This is a genomic window from Zavarzinia marina (assembly GCF_021568905.1).
Taxonomy (GTDB): Bacteria; Pseudomonadota; Alphaproteobacteria; order Zavarziniales; family Zavarziniaceae; genus Zavarzinia; species Zavarzinia marina.
The window spans coordinates 95,391-111,605 of sequence record NZ_JAKGSB010000007.1 but is presented as its reverse complement, the minus strand read 5'-3'; the positions used below and the strand labels follow the sequence as shown (position 1 = coordinate 111,605).

Annotated in this window: 15 protein-coding genes; 11 read left to right on the top strand and 4 right to left on the bottom strand. The window is 66.9% G+C overall.

Annotated features, from left to right (window positions below; genetic code table 11):
• Positions 1-284 precede the first annotated feature (284 nt).
• Positions 285-1,529 (top strand): MFS transporter, encoded by a 1,245-nt coding sequence (locus tag L2U69_RS17130; protein WP_236108355.1) that lies wholly within the window; start codon positions 285-287, stop codon positions 1,527-1,529.
• On the opposite strand, the gene L2U69_RS17125 is transcribed toward L2U69_RS17130, so the two are convergent.
• A complete protein-coding gene (locus L2U69_RS17125) occupies positions 1,492-2,631 on the bottom strand; it encodes an FAD-dependent oxidoreductase (protein ID WP_236108354.1) in 1,140 nt (379 codons plus the stop codon). The genes L2U69_RS17130 and L2U69_RS17125 overlap by 38 nt on opposite strands.
• Entirely contained in the window at positions 2,631-3,515 is an 885-nt protein-coding gene (locus L2U69_RS17120; RefSeq protein ID WP_236108353.1) for an alpha/beta hydrolase, read from the bottom strand. Before L2U69_RS17120 ends, L2U69_RS17125 begins: the two co-directional genes overlap by 1 nt.
• 234 nt (positions 3,516-3,749) lie before the next feature.
• Between L2U69_RS17120 and L2U69_RS17115 the strand changes: the two genes are divergently transcribed.
• The 8 genes from L2U69_RS17115 to L2U69_RS17080 all read left to right on the top strand — a co-directional run bounded on the left by L2U69_RS17115 (position 3,750) and on the right by L2U69_RS17080 (position 11,178).
• On the top strand, positions 3,750-4,172 hold the full coding sequence (locus tag L2U69_RS17115) for a RidA family protein (RefSeq protein ID WP_236108352.1): 423 nt from the start codon (positions 3,750-3,752) through the stop codon (positions 4,170-4,172).
• Positions 4,173-4,301: 129 nt separating this feature from the next.
• On the top strand, positions 4,302-5,510 hold the full coding sequence (locus tag L2U69_RS17110) for an amino acid ABC transporter substrate-binding protein (protein ID WP_236108351.1): 1,209 nt from the start codon (positions 4,302-4,304) through the stop codon (positions 5,508-5,510).
• 44 nt (positions 5,511-5,554) lie between these two features.
• Complete coding sequence (locus tag L2U69_RS17105) at positions 5,555-6,427, top strand: branched-chain amino acid ABC transporter permease (RefSeq protein ID WP_236108350.1); 873 nt, start codon at positions 5,555-5,557, stop codon at positions 6,425-6,427.
• Positions 6,427-7,380 (top strand): branched-chain amino acid ABC transporter permease, encoded by a 954-nt coding sequence (locus L2U69_RS17100; protein WP_236108349.1) that lies wholly within the window; start codon positions 6,427-6,429, stop codon positions 7,378-7,380. Before L2U69_RS17105 ends, L2U69_RS17100 begins: the two co-directional genes overlap by 1 nt.
• Positions 7,377-8,111 carry an ABC transporter ATP-binding protein gene (locus L2U69_RS17095; RefSeq protein WP_236108348.1) on the top strand — a complete coding sequence of 245 codons (735 nt, stop codon included), beginning with the start codon at positions 7,377-7,379 and terminating at the stop codon, positions 8,109-8,111. The genes L2U69_RS17100 and L2U69_RS17095 overlap by 4 nt, the downstream gene beginning before the upstream one ends.
• Positions 8,108-8,824, top strand: a complete 717-nt coding sequence (locus L2U69_RS17090; RefSeq protein WP_236108347.1) for an ABC transporter ATP-binding protein — start codon at positions 8,108-8,110, stop codon at positions 8,822-8,824. Before L2U69_RS17095 ends, L2U69_RS17090 begins: the two co-directional genes overlap by 4 nt.
• Before the next feature lie 3 nt (positions 8,825-8,827).
• A complete protein-coding gene (locus L2U69_RS17085; RefSeq protein WP_236108346.1) occupies positions 8,828-10,060 on the top strand; it encodes an MFS transporter in 1,233 nt (410 codons plus the stop codon).
• 104 nt (positions 10,061-10,164) lie between these two features.
• On the top strand, positions 10,165-11,178 hold the full coding sequence (locus L2U69_RS17080) for a DODA-type extradiol aromatic ring-opening family dioxygenase (protein WP_236108345.1): 1,014 nt from the start codon (positions 10,165-10,167) through the stop codon (positions 11,176-11,178).
• Here L2U69_RS17080 and L2U69_RS17075 read toward each other — a convergent pair.
• Entirely contained in the window at positions 11,175-11,999 is an 825-nt protein-coding gene (locus L2U69_RS17075) for a GntR family transcriptional regulator (RefSeq protein WP_236108344.1), read from the bottom strand. The two genes, L2U69_RS17080 and L2U69_RS17075, sit on opposite strands and share 4 nt — an antisense overlap.
• A gap of 249 nt (positions 12,000-12,248) precedes the next feature.
• Here L2U69_RS17075 and L2U69_RS17070 point away from each other — a divergent pair, with 249 nt between their 5' ends.
• Together L2U69_RS17070 and L2U69_RS17065 are read left to right on the top strand one after the other, a co-directional pair.
• On the top strand, positions 12,249-13,397 hold the full coding sequence (locus tag L2U69_RS17070; RefSeq protein ID WP_236108343.1) for an FAD-dependent oxidoreductase: 1,149 nt from the start codon (positions 12,249-12,251) through the stop codon (positions 13,395-13,397).
• A 209-nt stretch (positions 13,398-13,606) separates the two neighbouring features.
• On the top strand, positions 13,607-14,740 hold the full coding sequence (locus L2U69_RS17065) for an FAD-dependent oxidoreductase (protein ID WP_236108342.1): 1,134 nt from the start codon (positions 13,607-13,609) through the stop codon (positions 14,738-14,740).
• An 87-nt stretch (positions 14,741-14,827) separates the two neighbouring features.
• On the opposite strand, the gene L2U69_RS17060 is transcribed toward L2U69_RS17065, so the two are convergent.
• The gene (locus tag L2U69_RS17060; protein WP_236108341.1) at positions 14,828-16,195 is read right to left on the bottom strand and encodes a metal-dependent hydrolase family protein; all 1,368 of its coding nucleotides are present in this window, start codon (positions 16,193-16,195) and stop codon (positions 14,828-14,830) included.
• Positions 16,196-16,215 lie beyond the last annotated feature (20 nt).

The following is a 16,215-nucleotide window of genomic DNA, read 5'->3' as shown; positions in this document are numbered from 1 at the left end:
GGCCGAATTCCGTGTTGTTCAGTTCGGGCGGGGAATAGTGGCGTGCGATGCCCCAGTCGGTGCCGGTGGCGCCGCCGTCGGTCGTCCGTCGTCCGTCGGCCGATCGGACGAGTCGCCACCGGATAGCAGACACCCTGCGAGACGGCCTTCGGTGGGGCCTCGCGCGGGCATCGTTGACAGTGCGTTTAATTTATATTGTATTCAAAAATGCCATCCGGGGGACCCGCGATCCATGGCGGCGGTCCGTCGGTATGGCGCCAAACCGGGCGAGGGAGAGACGCTGTATGCCGGCCTTGACTGCTTATTCGTTCGGGCCCGGCTTCTGGCTGCTCTTCCTCGCCAACTTCTTTTCCTTCATGGCGCTGGAATTCTGCTTTCCGGTGGTGTCGCTGCTGATCGGCGACCTGGGCGGCGGCAGTGCCGCCATGGGGGTGGCCATGGCGGCCATGGTCGGCGCCGCCCTTGCCGCGCGCGTCGTCGGCGGCCGGCTGGCCGGCCGTTTCGGCCTGAAGGCGATCGCCGTCGCGGCCATGATCTTCGAAGGCGTGGCGCTGATCCTGCAACTCGTCGCCCAGGAAGTCGGCCTGGTCCTGGTGGCGCGGACGGTCTTCGGGATCGGCTACGGGCTTTCGACCACGGCCCTGAACGCCTGGGTTCTGGCCGCCGTGCCGAACGAGCGGATGGGGCGGGCCGTCGGTCTCTTCGGCATCGGCACGACCTTCGCCATGGTGGCGGGGCCGTTCGCCGGCTTCATCGTCTATGTCGACTGGGGCGGCAATACCGCGAATGCGGGCATCGCGCTGGCGATGGTCGCGGTCGCGCTCGCCGTGGTGCTGCCGGCCGCCGAGACGCGGGCCGCCAAAGGGGCAGCCGCCACCGGGGCCGGGCCTGCGCGCGTCGAGCGCCGGGGCCGGCCCGGCGCGGGAGTTCGCCCGGCGGCGCCGGTGGCGGCGATCATGCTGATGTCGCTCTGCTATGGCACCACCATGTCGTTTCTGCCGGTCTATGCCGTCAGCCTGGGGATTGCCGATGCCGGGGTCTATTTTCTGGTCCAGGCGCTCGCCGCCGTCGTGGTGCGCTATCCCGCCGGCCATGTCCAGGACCGCCGGGGCCTGCGCCATGTATTGGTTCCCGGCTTCCTGTTCGCGGCGGGCGGCTATGCCGTGCTGGCGGGATTGGAGGGGACGGTGGGCCTGTTCGCCGCCGCCGCCCTGTTCGGCGCCGGCTTCGGCATCGTCGAGCCCGCGGTCCAGGCCTGGATGGTGATGATCTTTCCCAAGACGGAAGGGGCACGGGCCAACGGCCTGTTCTTCAACGCCTTCGATACGGGCATGGCGATCGGCGCGCTGGCGGTCGGACTGTTGGCCGGCTTCGTCGGCTTTTCCTGGCTGTTCGCCGCGGGCGCCGTCCTGCTGGCCGGGGCGGCCCTGCTGTCGACCGCCGCCGTCGTCGTGCCCCCACCGGTGGGGAACGGTCAGGAGGGACAGCCGGTCAGGGGCAGCCGGTCGGGTGATGCAGGGCGGGTTTGAAGAATTGCGCCGAAAGCCAGGGATCGTTCATGCCGGCGGCGAAGGCGCGCCGGCGCAGCATCTCGGGCATATGGATCACCTCGCCGTAGAGCGCCGAATATTTCTGGCAATGTTCGACGATCGGCCGTTCCGACGCTTCCCAGGCCCGAAGCCGTGCCGGGATCTCGCTCCGGTCGCGAATGCCGTCCAGCAGATGCGCGAGGGCGAGGGCGTTCTGCATCGCCATCCCCGCGCCTTGACCCAGATTGGGCGGCTGGGCGTGGGCGGCGTCGCCGATCACGGCGACATGGCCGACCGACCAGGCCTTCAGCTTGATGATGCTGTAGACGTCCCAATGGCCCATGTCGTCGGTCACCCGGTCGATCAGATGCGACCACATGGGGAAGGCGGCCTTCCAGTCGTCACGGTCGAGCGGTAGCCGGCATCCGGGGTCCGAGTCGAGCGCACTGAAGGCGAGATAGGTTTCGCGGCGGTTGATGGGCGTGATCAGCAGGCGGCGGTGGCCGGCCCATTGTTCGATGTATTTGCCCCGATCGGCATCCGAGAAGTCGTCGTCCCGGATCGGCACGATCAGGCGGATGGAGCCTTCGGCCGTGGTGTCGTCGACCCGGAGCAGGCCGAGGCTGTCGCGGACGCGGGAGCGCACCCCCTCCGCCCCGATGACGAGGTCCGCCTCGAGCCGGCGTCCGTCCGCGAGGTCGAGGCGGCCCTCCTCGGATGCCCCCACCGCCTGGGATGAGACCTCGATCTCGGCCCCGGCCGCGACCGCCGCGCCGCGCAGGCCGCCCAGCACCCATTCCCGAGGCACGGTATAGACGCGCATCGAAGGCGGCAGATGGCCCGGATCGACGATGCCGCCGTCGCAGTCCCGGATCTCGAAGACCGACCCCCGGTGGCCGTCCCGGATCACGGCGTCGTAGCAGCCGAGGACTTCGAGCACGCGGAGACCATTCTCCCAGATATAGAGGCCGGCGCCGATGGTGCGCAGCGCGCTCTGGCGTTCGTGGACGCGGACGCGCCAGCCCGCCCGCGCCAGGGCGGCGGCCGTGGCCAGGCCACAGATGCCGCCGCCGGCGATCTCGGCGCGGAAGGGCCCGGCCATCAGCCGATCGAGCCGCCGAGCACGGCGCGGTGCCAGGCGTGGCACAGCGGATGATCGGCATCGGCCAGGGCGTCCACCACCGAATAGTGATGACGGCCCTCGACATCGTGGAAATCGACGATGGCACCGCTGCTGCGCGCATAGTCGGCATATTCCGCCGTCTGGCGATGGAACTCGGTGGTTTCGAGCGCGCCATTGGCGAGGACCAGGGGCACGACGTTGGCGATCGGGTGGACCATGGGGCTGAGCGCCGTCACTTCCTCGGGCGTCAGGTGGATGTCGTCCTGAAGGTTGGCGACCGAGGGGATCGGCGTCAGGTCGAAGAGGCCGGACAGCGCGCAGGCGCCCCGGATGGCGAAATCGCCGAGGCCGAAGGTCTTCCAGTCGGTCTGCAGCATGGAACCGACCAGGTGCCCGCCGGCGGAATGGCCCGAGAGATAGAGGTTGCCGGGATCGCCGCCGAATTGGGCGATGTTGCGCACGGTCCAGGCAAAGCCGCGCTGGCATTGGGCGACCAGCTCGGCCATCGAAACATTCGGGCAGAGCTCGTAGTTGACGATCACGGCGCCGATGCCGGCGCGGAGGCCGGGCAGGGCGACGAAGGCATATTCGTCCTTGTGCAGGGCGCGCCAGTAGCCGCCGTGGAAGAGCACCTGGACCGGCGTGCCCGGGGCCCAGGTCTTCGGCAGTAGAACGTCCAGCGTCTCGGCCGGGTGATCGCCGAAGCGGATGTCGAGATGATCCGAAAACTCGGCCCGGACCGGCTTGCTGGTGTCGCGCCAGCGGTCGAGGAAGGACCGGAAGTCCGGCACCTGTTCGCGCACGATGTACTGGCCGTGCAGGTCCTTCGGGGAATAGGTGCTCCAGGCGGGATATGCCGACATCTCTCTACTCCAACAGATGCCGCCCGATGGGCGGCGATGCGATCCGGTTCGAGCGGTCCAGGGCCTCGTGACAGGTTCCGCCACCACTTGAATATAGAAGATTGTATTCAAAAATGGATTGACGGTCGAGATGGAGAATGACACGATTTTTTCAGGTTTGGCGCCGGCACGGCCCGGGCGTACGGCAGTCCGCGAAAGCCGATCCATAACTTCCAGTGCAGAAAGATGTGACACATGGTCGAGATCAAGCCCATCCACCCGAAAGAGCCGCTTCCTGAATACAATATGCCGTTTCTGCCGGCGGTGACGAGCGAAGGCGGCAGGATTCTCTGGATCGCGGGCAACGGCCCCGTCCCCCTCTACCACAAGCACCCCCATGTGCCCGAGGAAGAGAAGGAATGGGTGGCCGGCGGCTTTCGCGAACAGTTCGACCGGACCATGGCCAATCTGATCATGGTCCTGGAGGCGGCGGGCGGCACCCTCCAGTCCGTGGTGAAGATGACCGTCTATCTGACGGACATGTCGCTTCAGAACCAGTTGAACGAAGCCATCTTCCACTATTTCGGCCGCGAGAATCCGCCGCCGCGCACCCTGGTCGGCTCCGGCCTGTCCCACGAGGAGATGCTGGTGGAAATCGACTGTATCGCCGTCGTCTGACGGTACGGCGGGGCCGGCCGCGGCCGGCCCCCTGCCTTGGCCTGGGAGATCGAAAGTCAGGCGTATCCGGATCAACCGAGCGGTGCGTTCCCCGTAACGGGCGGCGCCCGCGCCAGCAAGGGGCATGACATGGGCACGAAAAATCGCAAGATCACCCGCAGGACGGTACTAGCCGGCGCGGCGGCCACCGGGGCGTCCTTCGCCATTCATCGGCGCGCGCGCGCGGTGGAACCCGTGAAGATCGGCTTCACCATGCCGAAGACCGGCTATCTGGGTGTCGCCTGTCCGGTGGCCTATCAGGCCTACGAACTGTGGCGCGACCAGGTCAACGCGGCTGGCGGCCTGAAGATCGCGGGCTCGGAGCCCCGGCCCATCGAATTCATCAGCTACGACGACCAGTCCGAACCGTCGAAGACGGTGCAGATCTATCAGAAGATGATCACGCAGGATAAGGTCGATCTGCTGCTCTCGCCCTATGGCACCCCGTTCCATCTGGCTCTCGGGCCGGTCGCGGAACGCCATAAGTTCCCCATCGTCGGTTCCACCTCCAATTCGACGCTGCTGCGCGATCTGGGGGTCAAATACATGTGGGCAGGCCAGCAGGCGCCGGACGTCTATGCCCCCGAGATGGTGAAGTTCATGCAGTCCGTCGGCATCGATTCCGCCTCGATGCTGACCCTGCAGCTTCCCGCATCGCTGGAATTCAAGAAGTTCCTGACGCCGGAGCTGGAGAAGGCAGGCATCCGGCTCGACGCGAACGACGAATATCCGAACTCGATCACCGATATGACCGCCATGGTCGGGTCCGTGAAGGCGGCCGGATCGAAGGCGGTGCTGGGCCTGTCCTATCCGCTCGATTCCGCGCTCTACGTGAAGACCGCGCGGGAGATGAAGATCGACGTACCCATGCAGCTCCTGTTCATCGGACCGGCGCTGCCCTTCTTCTCGCAGCAGTATACGGGCGCCGATCTCGAGGGCCTGATGACCATCGGCGAATGGTCGCCCAGCCAGACGGCGTGGCCGAAGGCCAAGCCCTTCTACGACGCCTACATGGCGAAGTGGAACGAGAAGCCGGACTACCTCGATTCCGTGATCTCCTATGCCTCGTGCGAGATCCTGGAGCAGGCGGTGGCCAAGGTCGGCCTGGACCACGAGAAGCTCCGCGAGGTGATCTCGACCGATACCTTCGATACGATCAAGGGCCCGATCAAATTCGACGGCAACGACAATGTCGCCACCAAGCCCGGTCTCCTGCAGGTCCAGAACGGCGAACTCGAGATCGTCTGGCCGAAGGAAATCGCGACCGCGACCTTCAAGCCCAAGCAGGGATGGTCCTGATCGGCCGCGCCGGCGTTGAATGACCCGCGTAGGGGGTGGTATCGGTGATTGCGCAACTCGTCTTCGTGGGGCTGACGACCGGGGCCATCTATGCCTTGATCGCCGTCAGCCTCAACCTGATCTACGGCACCATGCGGCTGCTGAACATCGGTCACGGCGACATGGCGATGGTCGGCGCCTATATCAGCTTCTGGCTGTTCACTCTGGCCGATGTCCCCCCCTATGTATCCTTCCTGATTGCTCCCGCCGTCTCGGGCCTGTTCGGGCTGCTGCTCTATCGCGGCATGTTCGCGGGGCTGTTGCGGCGGGTGCAGGGGGATGCCGTCGAAGGCTCGTCGCTCCTCGTCTTCTTCGGCATCTCCATGGTCGTGCAGAATTCCGCGTCGCTGCTGTTCAGCGGGACGCCCCGGGCCTATCGCTATTTCGACGGCATCGTCGAATTCGGCGGCATCGCGGTCACCGAGAGCCGGCTGGTCGCCCTCGCCGTCGCGGTGGTGGCGATCGGCGCGGTTCTCGCCTTCCTCAAGTTTTCGATCTGGGGGCTGGGCGTCCGTGCCCTGATCCAGAATCGCGCCGCCTCGGCGATCGTCGGCATCAACGTCGATTTCGCCTTCACCTTCGCCAGCGTGGTCGGCTTCGCCCTGGCCGGGCTGGCCGGCGCGGTCATCAGCATGTATCAGGCGGTGACGCCCTTCATGGGTGGGCCCTATACCACGGTCGGCTTCGTGGTGATCATCCTGGGCGGCCTCGGCAACATTAACGGTGCCATCATCGGCGGGCTCGTCGTCGGCCTGCTCGAGACCGCCGGCATCGCGCTCACCGGGCCGAACTTCCGCGATCTCCTGATCTACGGGGTCTTCATCGCGGTTCTCATGCTGCGGCCCCAGGGCCTGTTCGGCAGAAAGGGGGCGCACTGATGAAAGCCCCGTCCTGGTTCGCCGGCCCCATCGGCGGCGCGCTCGTCGTCGCCCTGCTCGCGGCCTTCGTCGTCCCCGGCATGGCCGGCGACTATGGCATCGAATTCGCCACGACCCTGGTGCTCTGGATCGCCCTGGTCCAGAGCTGGGTGATCCTGTCGGGCTATACCGGCTATGTCTCGCTGGGACATGCCGCCTTCGTCGGGGCCGGCGCCTATGTCTTCATCCTGACCTGGGGGGCGGTGCCCTTCTGGTTCGGCCTCGTCGCCGCGGGTTTCACCAGTGGCCTGCTGGCGCTGATCGTCGGCGGGCCGTGCCTGCGGGTGCGGGGGCCCTATTTCGTGATCCTCACCCTCGGCGTCGCCGAATTCGTGAAATACGCGGTGATCAACATCGAGGCGAGTCTCGGCAAGTTCGGGCGCCTGATGATCGGCACGCCCGAACCGGTCGACATCTACCGCATGGCGGTCGGGCTTGCCGCCATCGCCTTCGTCATGGCCCTGGTCGCGCGCTACAGCCGCTTCGGCGTCGGCCTGCGCGCGATCCGCGAGAACGAGGTCGCGGCCGAGATGACGGGCATCCGCGTCCGCTGGCTGAAGGTCGGCGCCTTCGGCCTGTCGGCCCTGGTCCCGGGCGTGGTCGGCGCGCTGATGATCTGCCGGACCGGCTATTTCGAGCCGCTGCAGATGTTCAGCCCGCAGCTTTCGCTGACCATCATCACCATGTGCGTGGCGGGCGGCAGCGACAATCCCTGGGGGCCGCTGATCGGTGCCCTATTCCTCAACATCCTATCGGAACTGCTGTGGGATTCGGCGCCCGAGCTCTACACGGTCATCCTCGGCGTCGTGCTGGTCTTCGTCGTGCTGCGCATGCCGGAGGGGATCTACGGCACGGCCGTCAAGCGCCTCGCCCGGCGGTCGCGGAAGGCCGTGCCCGGGGAGACGACGCCATGACCGCGCTGCTCGAGGTCGAGGCCGTCGGCAAGGTGTTCGGCGGCCTGGTGGCGGTGAGCGACGTCAGCTTCACCCTGGCCCAGGGCGAGATCGTCGGCCTGATGGGGGCCAATGGCGCCGGCAAGACGACCCTGTTCAACCTGATCAGCGGGGCCATGGCGCCGACCTCGGGCCGCGTCCGCTTCGAGGGGTGCGCGATCGAGGGGCGGCGCCCCGACGAAATCTGCCGGCGCGGCATCGGCCGGACGTTCCAGATCGTGAAGCCCTTTCCCGGCATGACGGTCGCCGAGAATGTCGCCGTCGGCGTGCTCTACGGGGCGCGGCGGCGCACGCCGTCGGCCCGCGAGGTCGCGGCCGAAACCGATGCGGTGCTGGCGGAGATGGGCCTTTCGGCCATGCGCGACAAGCTGGCCGGCGAACTCACCCTGGCGGGGCGCAAGCGCCTCGAGGTGGCGCGCGCGCTCGCGTCCCGGCCGAAGCTCCTGATGCTGGACGAGGTGATGGCCGGCCTGACGCCGATCGAGGCGGCGGGCGCCCTCGACATGCTGCGCCAGGTGCATGAGACGCGGGGCACCACCATGCTGGTGGTCGAACATAACCTGAGGGCGATGATGCAGCTCTGCCAGCGGATCGTCGTGATGCATCACGGCGAGAAGATCGGCGAGGGCCCGCCCGAAGTGGTGATCCGGGACGAGAAGGTGATCCAGGCATATCTCGGAGCGCAGGCATGAGCGGCCATATCCTGGAACTCGACGGCATCCATGCCGGCTATGGCGAAGTCCGGGTCCTGCACGGCGTGTCGCTGAAGGTGCGGACCGGGGGCGTCACCGCCCTGATCGGCAGCAATGGCGCGGGCAAGACCACCCTGCTGCGGGTCATTGCGGGGCTCCTGCCGGTGCGCCGGGGCAATCTGGTCTACGACTACAGGGAATTCACCGATGCCGACGCCGCCCATCGGGTCGAGGCGGGCATCGCCCTGGTGCCGGAAGGACGCATGGTGTTCCCCGACTTCACGGTCGAGGAGAACCTGCTGATCGGCGCGTTCACGCCGCGCGTCAGGGCGCGCCGCGTCGAACTGGCGGCCACGCTCTACGACCGCTACCCGATCCTGAAGGAACGTCGGCGCCAGTTGGCGGGCACCCTTTCCGGCGGCCAGCAGCAGCTCCTGGCGATCGCGCGGGGCCTGATGTCCGAACCGAAACTCCTTCTCCTCGACGAACCGAGCCTCGGCCTTTCGCCCCAGGCCGTCGCCGATCTGTTCCGCATGATCGAGGAGATCCGGGCGACCGGCGTCACCATCATGCTGGTCGAACAGAACGTGCGCAGCACGCTCGAAATTTCCGATACCGCCTTCGTTCTCGAAACCGGTGAGATCGCGCTGTCGGGTCGCGCGGCCGATCTGCTGGCCGACGACCGGGTCAGGCAAGCCTATCTGGGACTTTAGATCATGACGTCTGACGTTACCGCGCGGGAGGGCACGGGCGGCCCCGCGTCCTTCCGCTTCATCGCCATGCTGAGCGCCGCCGCCTTCGCCACCACCGCCGGCACCCGGATCGCCGATCCCCTGCTGCCCCAGGTGGCCGAAGAGCTTCATGTCGGCGTCGACGAGGCGGCGGTCGTCGCCACCGGCTTCACCCTGGCCTATGGCCTGTGTCAGGTGTTCTGGGGACCGATGGGGGATCGCTACGGCAAATACCGGCTGATTTCCGTCGCCACCTTCGTCGGCGGTTTCGCCACGCTGCTTTGCGCCTTCGCGACCGACATCGCCGCCCTCGGCCTCGCCCGGCTGGTCGCCGGGGCCCTGTCGGCGGCGATCATTCCCCTGTCCCTTGCCCATATCGGCGATCACGTGCCCTATGAAAAGCGGCAGTCCGTGCTGGCGCGCTTTCTCTCGGGCCAGGTGCTCGGCATCATCACCGGGCAGGCCGCCGGGGGCATCCTCGGGCTTCATCTCGGCTGGCGCGGGGTCTTCGTCGCGCTTGCCGTGGTCTATGTCGTGATCGGCGTACTGCTGATCGTGTTCGGGCCACGGGGGCGGGCGCCGGTGCCTTCCGGCGCCAGGGGCGGCATCGCGGGATTGTTCGCGACCTATGGCGCCCTGGCGCGCCGCGCGCGGGTGCGCCAGGTGGTGATCACCGTGTTCTTCGAAGGGTTTCTGTTCTTCGGCGCCTTCACCTATGTCGGCGCCCTGATCCGGCGGGAATACGGTCTCGACTATGATTTCGTCGGTCTCTGCCTCGCGGCGTTCGGGATCGGGGCCCTGCTCTATACGAGTTTCGCACCGAGAATCGTGCGCCTGCTGGGCGAGGGGCGGATGATCACCACCGGCAGCCTGCTGCTGGCGGCCGCCTTCGGCAGCCTGGTGATCCATCCGCCGGCCTGGCTCCTGCCGCTGCCCGTCGCCGCCTGCGGGCTCGGCTATTATCTGTTTCACAACACGATGCAGACCAAGGCGACCCAGATGGCGCCGGAGGCGCGCGGCGTCGCGATCTCGGTCTTCGCCGCCTGTTTCTTCACCGGCCAGGCCCTGGGCGTGACGGCCCTCGGCGCCCTCATCGAGCGGGCGGGCTTCGGCCCCGCCTTCGTGGTCGCCGCCGTCTGCCTGCCCGTCTTGGCGGCCCTGTTCCGTATGCGTCTCGCCGCCGGCGAGCGGCGCCGGGCGGCGGGGGAGGCCGGCTGAATTCATTCACCGATCCGCCTTTTTTCTGGCGGATATTTTGAATACAATATTCTCTAGTAGAGCCGAGCGCCGCGATGCGCGCCATGACGCCGAAGGAGTGAGCGATGAGCAGAGTGATCGGAGCCTTCAGCATGTCCCATCCGCCAGGGGCCGTCGGCTGGCCGGATTCGCCCCCTGCGGAGGTGCGGCGCAAGATCGACGCCGCCAATGCCGAATACGCGCGCCGTCTCGAGGCGGACAAGCCGGACTTGATCATCGCCTTCCTGGACGATCACTTCGAGAACCACTTCCGGACCCTGATGCCGGCGCTGGCCATCGGCATCGCCCCCAGCCACGCCGGACCGGCCGACTACATGATGAAGGCGCTGCGCTTCGACGAGAAGGCGGTGATCCCCGGCGAGCCGGAGACGGCGGAGCACCTGCTGCGCGAACTGACCCGCGCGGGCTTCGACATGACCCGCATGGGCGAGATCGAATACGGCAACAATCTCCTGGTGCCGCTGAAGTTCTTCCGGCCCCAGTTCGACATTCCGGTGGTGCCGATCTTCATCAACGTCTTCTCGCCACCGCTGCCGACCATGGCGCGGGCCTTCGACCTGGGCGTGGCGGTGCGCCGCATCGTCGAGGCCATGCCGGACGACCGCCGGGTCCTGTTCCTGGCGACCGGCGGCCTGTCCCACTGGCCGCCGGTCTGGACCGAGACCGCGCCCGAGGACGACAGCTTCCTGCAGCGCCAGCGCCGCTACCAGACCGAAGGCAAGGGCGTGCTGGAAAGCGACCCGACCCTCTATTCCGATCTCGCCCAATACGAGATCGACATGATGAACCGCAAGCAATGGCCGCTCGGCTATCAGCACCCGCTGGTGAACGAGGCCTGGGACCGCGAGGTGCTGGATGCCTTCGAGCGGGGCGACGTCGAAAGCCTGCGCGCCATGACCTTCGATTCGATCGAGGAGGGCGGCGGCCATGGCGGCCACGAAGTGCTGAACTGGATTGCCGTCATGGGCGCGATGAAGGGCGCCCCGGCCGAAATCCTGGCCTATGAACCGGTGCCCGAGTGGATCGGCGGCATGGGCTACATCGCCTATGGCCCCGACGTCGCTCGCGACCCGGCCTAGGCCGAGCGGGCGGTCTTGGGCGCGCGGCTTCGCGGCTTGGGGGGCATCGTCGCTGCGGGGGGCGCGGCGACGATGTCCGGCAGTCCGACGGTGCCGCCGGCCTCGAGCGCGGCGGCGGGACCGAGATCGGTGACCTGCTGCTCCGAAACCTCGAGAAGGAGGCCCTTGCCATGAAGGACGGACAGGAAGCGGCGCGCGGTGAGTTCGCAATGCACCCGGCTGAGCACGCTGACGCGGGCCGCGTCGCCGGCCTTGAAGGCTTCGAAGATCTCGCGATGGAAATGGTGGCCGTCGACCAGGTCGTGGGTCGTGTTCAATTCCAGCATGATGTAGGGGTCGATCTTCGCCGCCATGTTGCTGGCGAGCTGCTGCACGTCCGGCCGGCGCGAGGCGGCGAAGAGCTGATCGTGGAACCGGCGGTTGAGCACGAGCCAGCGCCCGATCTGGGCTTGGGTCAGATCGCGGGAGGGGAATTTCTCCATTTCGCGGAGGGTCGCCTCGATCTGACGGACGTCGGCCTGGGTGCGGGTGCGGGTGGCGACATAGCCGGCGTATCCCTCGATCAGCATCCGAAGCTGAAGGATGCCGAGCACCTCCTGGCTGTCGAGCGCGGTGACGGCATAGCCGCGGCGCGGCCGCAGGACGACGAAACCGTCGGCCTGGAGGTGTTGCAGCGCCTCGCGCAGGGGCACGCGGCTGGTGTTGAACTGCTTGGCGAGCTCTTCCTGCTTCAGAACCTGGCCCGGACGCAGATTGCCGCTCAGGATCGCCTCCCTCAGGCGTCGGTAGATCGTGGCCGGCAGCGATTCATGCTCGGTCATTCCCGCGGCATCGAGGGCGGGCAGGGTACTCGCCGATTTTGTCCTGGGCATTCCGTGAGTCCGCGTCTTTTCGAAATTGAAGGATACCACGCCAGCACGGCCTTTTGACAACCTGGCAGTGCGTCCGTCTGGAGGCCTTTGATCTTAGCGCATCGGTAAATTTTATACAAAATACAGTTTGCCGATCCCGGCCCGACGCCGGCCGGCGATCCTCCCCGCAGCCGTCGTCCATCCGCAAAGGAACGAACCATGTCTCAGAAGAAAGTCGAAATCGCCGGAGCCGGTCTCGCCGGCCTGGCGCTGGGTACGCGCCTCGCCCAACTCGGATGGAAGGTGGTGCTGCACGAGAGGGCCGACGACCTGCGCATGTTCGGCTCGGGCATCTGGCTGTGGGACAACGGCCTGAAGGCGCTGAAGATTCTCGGCGCCTACGACAAGGCCGTGGCCAATGCCCGCAAGATTCGCGAATGGCGTATCGAGGACGGCAACGGCGGCCTGCTGATGAGTCAGATCCTGCTGGGCGAGGGGCGGGACCGGCTGCTGCTGCCGCCTCGGGCCGACCTCTACGAGGCGCTGATCGAACGGGCCGGATATTACGGCGTCGAGGTGCATACGTCGTCGGTCGCGACGGCGGTCCGCAAGGAAGGCGTCCTGGTGATGGAGAGCGGGGAGGAACGCAGGGCGGATCTCGTCGTCGTCGCCGACGGCGCCTATTCCCGCCTGCGCGAGAGCCTGTTCGCCACGGCGTGGATGGACTATGGCGTCGAAGGCGGCTTCCGCCTGCTGGTGGATCACCGCGAGGGCGATCCGACCGACGTCATAACCGAATGGTGGTCCGGCCCCTGGCGGGTGATGTTCAATCCCTGCACCGACGGTTCCGACTATGTCTATCTGGGTGGGCCCGTCGGCGAGGACCGGGCCCGGGTGATCCCTGTCGAGGTCGATTTCTGGGCGGAGAAATTTCCTGCGGCAGGGGACCTGTTCACCCGCGTCGACACGGCGTCGCGCTGGGACCGGATCGTCAACGTCCGCCTGCGCGAATGGTCGTCCGGCCGGGTCGCCATCGTCGGCGATGCCGCCAATGCCATGCCGCCGAACCTGGGCCAGTCGGCCAACATGGCGTTCAGCAATGCCATGGCCCTGGCCATGGCCGTGGACGGCTGCGCCCTGGACGACATTCCCGGCGCCCTGCGCGAGTGGGAGGCGCGGCAGCGCCCGCTGACCGACCATGTGCAATGGTGGTCCTATATCTACAATCTGGTGCTCGGCAAGTGGCCGACATCCTTCATGCCGCTCCGCAGCGATCTCGTGCGTCTCGTCGCGGGCATGGAATGGTTCAACGCGGGCCTGTTCCGGGGGGCGCGGCATACGCCGGCCGGCTACGACACACGGGATTGACGCCGTCGCGCCCGCAGCGCGGCGGGCGTCGAGCCATCGAGCAGGACATCGCGGTCTTCGCGATGTCCTTCGCGCATTTAGCCTTGCCAGATTGGATACACAAATACAAAATCGCCACGCGCACAGCCGGTGAAGACCGCCGGCTGTCGGACATGAAGCGTCGGCGGTGGCCGTGATCGCCGACGTCGCTGATTTTGGGAGTGGCTTTGATGAAGACGCAGACAGTGGAAATCGCCGGCGCCGGCCTGACCGGCCTGATGGCGGCGGCGCGCATGGCGCAGCTCGGCTGGAAGGTGACTCTGCACGAACGTTCGCCGGATCTGCGCATGTTCGGCGCCGGCATCTGGATGTGGGAGAACGGCCTGAAGTCGCTCCAGGTGGTCGGCGCCTATGACGATGCCGTGCGCCGCGCCAAGCACATCAAGGAATGGCGCTGCGTCGATCAGGACGAGCGGGTGCTGATGAGCCGCACCTTCAACGACCGCGACAAGCTGCTGCTGCCGCCGCGCGCCGATCTCTATCAGGCGCTGATCGACCGGGTTGTGGAACTCGGCGTGGAGATCAAGACCTCCTCCGTCGTGACCGGAGTCGATCCTTCGGGCACCCTCACGCTCGAGACCGGCGAGGTCCGTCGGGCCGATCTGATCCTGGCGGCGGATGGCGCCTGGTCGCGCCTTCGCGAGCAGCTCAACTGCTCCCGCTTCGCCGATTTCGGCGTCGAAAGTGGCATCCGCATGATGATCGACCGCAAGGACGGGGATCCGGACGACGTCATCACCGAAAATTGGCACGGCCCCTATCGCCTGCTGTTCAACCCCTGCGTCGACAACGAGAACTACATCTTCCTGGCCGCGCCGGTCGAGGAGATGACGTCGGACAAGAAGGTGGACCGGGAACTGTGGGCCCGCATGTTCCCGCATTGCCGCGACTATGTGGAACGTTTCGCCGAGGCGGGGCGCTGGGATCGCATCATCGCCGTCGTGTGCCGGCGCTGGTCCAGCGGCAAGGTCGCCATCGTCGGCGATGCCGCCCATGCCATGCCGCCGAACCTGGGCCAGGCGGCGAACACCGCCTTCGTCAACGTTCTGGCGCTGGCCACCGAGGTGACGGGGACCGACGACATTCCGGCCGCCCTCGATCGCTGGGAGACGCGCCAGCGCGCCCTGACCGATCACGTCCAGCGCTGGTCCTATGTCTATGGTCTGCTCGCCGGGCACTGGCCGTCGGCTTTCGGCCCGATGCGCACGGACTTCATCCAGTCCATGACGGCGAAGCCCTGGTTCCAGGCGGGCCTCAATCGCGGCGCTTATCACATCCCGGATGGTTACGTCGCCGGGGCCTGACCGGCGGCATTCCGCCGAACGTAAAACGCCGCCCGGATTTCGGTCCGGGCGGCGTTTTCTTGTCCTGACGCTTTCAGGTCGCGGCGCTCAAAGGCGGGTGACGTATCCTGTCCCCTGCGTCTCGTCGTAATGCAGGCGCCCGTCGAGGAAGAGCTTGTGACGCTCGAAGAACCATTCGCGCGCGACGGGCGGCGGTGTCAGGTCGACGGCACGGCCGCCCTTGAAGACGAAATCGAAGCGGCTCTTCTTCTGGAACAGGGTGATGTCGGCCCCGACGTCACCGTCGATCACCAGAAGGTCGGCATAGCGTCCGGCCTCGATCTTTCCGACTTCATGGCCGAAGCGCCGGAAACAGCGGGTGGCGGCCAGGGTCGCGGCATGGATGGCCTCGATCGGCGTCATGCCCAGATGCTCGACGAAGATCTGAAGCTCGCGCCCGTGCCAGTCGCCATAGGGCACGTAGCACCAGCCGCTCTCCGAGCCGCAGACCATGGGCACGCCGGCGCGATAGGCGCGGGGCAGCATTTCGAAGGCCGAGTCGAGCTCGCGACGGATGCCGTCCGCCGCGCTCGAGGCATGGGTGCCGGCCGCGGCATCGACGATGTTCATGAGGAAGGTCAGCGTCGGCGTAATGGTCAGGCCGTGACGCAGGCAGTTCTCGATGCCTTCGTCGTCGATATAGGAGGCATGGAAGAGGATGTCGAAGCGGGCGGCCGAGGCATCGCGGCAGGCATCCCGCGAACGGGCATGGACCGAGCAGATCCGCCCGAGCCGATGGGATTCATCGGCGATCATCGCGAATTCCTCGGCCGTGAAGGCGGCACCGTCGAGGGAATCGGGCGTGATCATCAGGTCGTTGGAGCCGGAGACCTTGATGCAGTCCACCCGGTCCTTGATCTGATAACGGATCGCCTCGATCAGGTCGTCGCGGCTCTTGATCAGGACCGCCGCCTGACCGGGGGGCCAGGCCATGTTGTTGGGGAACGAGTCCTCGAGGCCCTGATGCGTCGTCAGCTGCTTGCCGGAGACGGCGAAGCGCGGCCCCTCGATCAGGCCGGCATCGATGGCATCGCGCACGTTGACGGCGACGTCATAGGTGGTCGCCGCGTCGAAGGCGCTGGTGACGCCGGCCTGGAGCACGCGTTTCGCGTTCACGCCGGCCTTGATCGCCCGATATTCGACGGGGGTATAGAGGGCCAATTCCTCCTCCGAGCGGGCGTTGCCGAAGGAAATATGGGTATGGCCGTCGATCAGGCCCGGCGTGATGCTGCGGCCGGGCCGGTCGATGCGGGTGGCATCGGGCCGGTCCCAGCGCTCGGGCAGGGCCGCGCGCGGCCCTGCCCAGGCGATACGCTCGCCCGCGATGACGACCGCGCCGTCGTCGAGCGCGGGATCGAGAGTACCGTCGAAGACCTTGCCGAAGAGGATCGTCGGCGCGGCGTGGTCGGTGGACATGGGGGCTTTCCTCGATTGCG

Excerpts from the sequence above, each read along its gene's own strand:
- L2U69_RS17130 (WP_236108355.1), top strand. The coding sequence starts at position 285 with ATGCCGGCCTTGACTGCTTATTCGTTCGGGCCCGGCTTCTGGCTGCTC.
- L2U69_RS17125 (WP_236108354.1), bottom strand. The coding sequence starts at position 2,631 with ATGGCCGGGCCCTTCCGCGCCGAGATCGCCGGCGGCGGCATCTGTGGC.
- L2U69_RS17120 (WP_236108353.1), bottom strand. The coding sequence starts at position 3,515 with ATGTCGGCATATCCCGCCTGGAGCACCTATTCCCCGAAGGACCTGCAC.
- L2U69_RS17115 (WP_236108352.1), top strand. The coding sequence starts at position 3,750 with ATGGTCGAGATCAAGCCCATCCACCCGAAAGAGCCGCTTCCTGAATAC.
- L2U69_RS17110 (WP_236108351.1), top strand. The coding sequence starts at position 4,302 with ATGGGCACGAAAAATCGCAAGATCACCCGCAGGACGGTACTAGCCGGC.
- L2U69_RS17100 (WP_236108349.1), top strand. The coding sequence starts at position 6,427 with ATGAAAGCCCCGTCCTGGTTCGCCGGCCCCATCGGCGGCGCGCTCGTC.
- L2U69_RS17095 (WP_236108348.1), top strand. The coding sequence starts at position 7,377 with ATGACCGCGCTGCTCGAGGTCGAGGCCGTCGGCAAGGTGTTCGGCGGC.
- L2U69_RS17090 (WP_236108347.1), top strand. The coding sequence starts at position 8,108 with ATGAGCGGCCATATCCTGGAACTCGACGGCATCCATGCCGGCTATGGC.
- L2U69_RS17085 (WP_236108346.1), top strand. The coding sequence starts at position 8,828 with ATGACGTCTGACGTTACCGCGCGGGAGGGCACGGGCGGCCCCGCGTCC.
- L2U69_RS17080 (WP_236108345.1), top strand. The coding sequence starts at position 10,165 with ATGAGCAGAGTGATCGGAGCCTTCAGCATGTCCCATCCGCCAGGGGCC.
- L2U69_RS17075 (WP_236108344.1), bottom strand. The coding sequence starts at position 11,999 with ATGACCGAGCATGAATCGCTGCCGGCCACGATCTACCGACGCCTGAGG.
- L2U69_RS17070 (WP_236108343.1), top strand. The coding sequence starts at position 12,249 with ATGTCTCAGAAGAAAGTCGAAATCGCCGGAGCCGGTCTCGCCGGCCTG.
- L2U69_RS17065 (WP_236108342.1), top strand. The coding sequence starts at position 13,607 with ATGAAGACGCAGACAGTGGAAATCGCCGGCGCCGGCCTGACCGGCCTG.
- L2U69_RS17060 (WP_236108341.1), bottom strand. The coding sequence starts at position 16,195 with ATGTCCACCGACCACGCCGCGCCGACGATCCTCTTCGGCAAGGTCTTC.